The sequence below is a fragment of the Vibrio sp. 661 genome, from assembly GCF_033339315.1.
Lineage (GTDB): Bacteria > Pseudomonadota > Gammaproteobacteria > Enterobacterales > Vibrionaceae > Vibrio > Vibrio alginolyticus.
Genome location: NZ_JAWOUJ010000124.1, coordinates 1 through 1,075, shown reverse-complemented (window position 1 = coordinate 1,075; position 1,075 = coordinate 1). Strand labels below are relative to the sequence as shown.

1 protein-coding gene is annotated in these 1,075 nt (G+C 42.6%); it reads right to left on the bottom strand.

What is annotated here, in order from left to right; translation table 11 throughout:
• Positions 1-24 precede the first annotated feature (24 nt).
• On the bottom strand, positions 25-780 hold the full coding sequence (locus R7P69_RS25145; RefSeq protein ID WP_005498854.1) for a 5-oxoprolinase subunit PxpA: 756 nt from the start codon (positions 778-780) through the stop codon (positions 25-27).
• Positions 781-1,075: the final 295 nt, after the last annotated feature.

Below are 1,075 nucleotides of genomic sequence, written 5' to 3'. Positions count from 1 at the left end.
CAATCGAGAACTTTGTTTGATGCATTAATTTCCTCCGGAGTAGAGGCTTTGACGAATTTTTTGAATCAAAGCGATCGACTCTTCATTGTCTCCATGGACGCATATTGTGTCCGCTTCTAACAAGATATAACTGCCTGACGCGGTTTTTACTCGGCCTGAATCAGCCAATGTTCTGACTTGTTCTAAAATCGCTAGCTCATCTTTCAAAACGGCATTTGGGTGCGTTCTTGGTGTCAACATCCCATCATCCTGATACAGGCGATCGGCAAACGCCTCAAACAACAATGGCACATCATAATCGTCCGCGATTTCTAAATATTTTTCGTTCTCTTGTGATGCAAGGATCATCAACGGTACTTTAAACAGTGCGGCTGCTTTAACGACCGCTCGAAAAACCGCATCGCTTTTCATCATATCGTTGTAAAGGGCACCATGAGGCTTGATATAACCGATATCGGTATACTGCGCACGGCACAATGCCTGCAACGCGCCTACTTGATAGATCACCATGTTAGTAATTTCATCGCTGCTCATACTGAGGCTGCGTCGACCAAAACCTTGTAAGTCGGGATAACCGGGATGCGCACCAATATCAACATCGTGAAGATTCGCTAAGGTAATCGTGTCATGCATCACGTTCGGATCGGAAGCGTGAAAGCCACAAGCAATGTTCGCCATATCGACATGAGGCATCACGCTATCGTCAGCGCCCATCTTCCAAGAACCAAAGCTCTCGCCCATATCGCAATTTAATGTCAGTTGCTGTTTATTCAATGTCATATATTTATAGTTACCTTAGCAATCACATCACGATGCAGGAAAAACCTTTTATCTTCAGTGACTCAGTTCATTCTTCAAACAACCAGAATGAGATTTTTACTTAGAACTCGAGCTGAGAAAGATCATTAGAGTCCAGCACGTCGTTATCGTTCTTTGATTTGATCCGAATTTTAAGGTAATTCGGTCCTTTTCAATCCAATTTTTGAGAATTTAACGTTATTTTGCTTTGCCGTCATGTTAGTCTTACGGCTTCTATTGGGTGATAGTTTGCATAACAACTCTTTTGTCTTCTAGT

Excerpts from the sequence above, each read along its gene's own strand:
- R7P69_RS25145 (WP_005498854.1), bottom strand. The coding sequence starts at position 780 with ATGACATTGAATAAACAGCAACTGACATTAAATTGCGATATGGGCGAG.